The organism is Mycobacterium sp. E3298, assembly GCF_001666895.1.
In the GTDB taxonomy this organism is placed as follows: domain Bacteria; phylum Actinomycetota; class Actinomycetes; order Mycobacteriales; family Mycobacteriaceae; genus Mycobacterium.
Genome location: NZ_LZJB01000390.1, coordinates 1 through 536, shown reverse-complemented (window position 1 = coordinate 536; position 536 = coordinate 1). Strand labels below are relative to the sequence as shown.

Here is a 536-nt window from a genome sequence, read left to right as displayed (position 1 = left end):
ACGCAGCCGACTGCAGCTCCGCGGCGATCGCATTCCACGCCGACGCCGCCGTCATCAACGACCCCGACCCCGGACCGGCATAAATCCGCGCCGAATTAACCTCCGGCGGAAGCGCCCCAAAATCAAACACGAATTACTCCTTAACCTTGGCCGCTTGGCTCGGGTATTGACTGACGATAAATCGGTGACGGCGGGTCGCCTGGGCGCCCGACCCCCGCAGCGTGGGCGGCCGCCGGTGCGCGTAGGCCTATGGGTCGTTCCTGCCGCGCGGCGCGGCGTGGAATGCGATCGCCGCGGAGCTGCAGTCGGCTGCGTTGAGTTATCAGAATGTGGTGACTCAGCTGGCCAGTGAGGAGTGGGCGGGCACGGCCTCGGCGGCGATGGCGGCCGCGGCCACCCCGTATGCGGAGTGGCTGGCCAGCACGGCGGCGCAGGCCGAGCAGGCCGCGGTGCAGGCCGCCGCGGCGGCGGCGGCTTATGAGGCGGCGTTCGCCGCGGTGGTGCCACCGCCGGTGATCGCGGCCAACCGGGCGTTG

At 70.5% G+C, this 536-nt stretch carries 1 protein-coding gene and 1 pseudogene; one reads left to right on the top strand and one right to left on the bottom strand.

Going from position 1 to position 536, the window contains the following annotated elements; translation table 11 throughout:
- Window positions 1-130 (bottom strand): PPE domain-containing protein (locus A9X05_RS29915; protein ID WP_156736815.1); only part of this gene is annotated, 130 nt, incomplete at its 3' end.
- Window positions 131-251: 121 nt separating this feature from the next.
- On the opposite strand from A9X05_RS29915, the pseudogene A9X05_RS18185 reads away from it, so the two are divergent.
- A pseudogene (locus tag A9X05_RS18185) lies at window positions 252-536 on the top strand (PPE domain-containing protein); the annotation flags it as partial.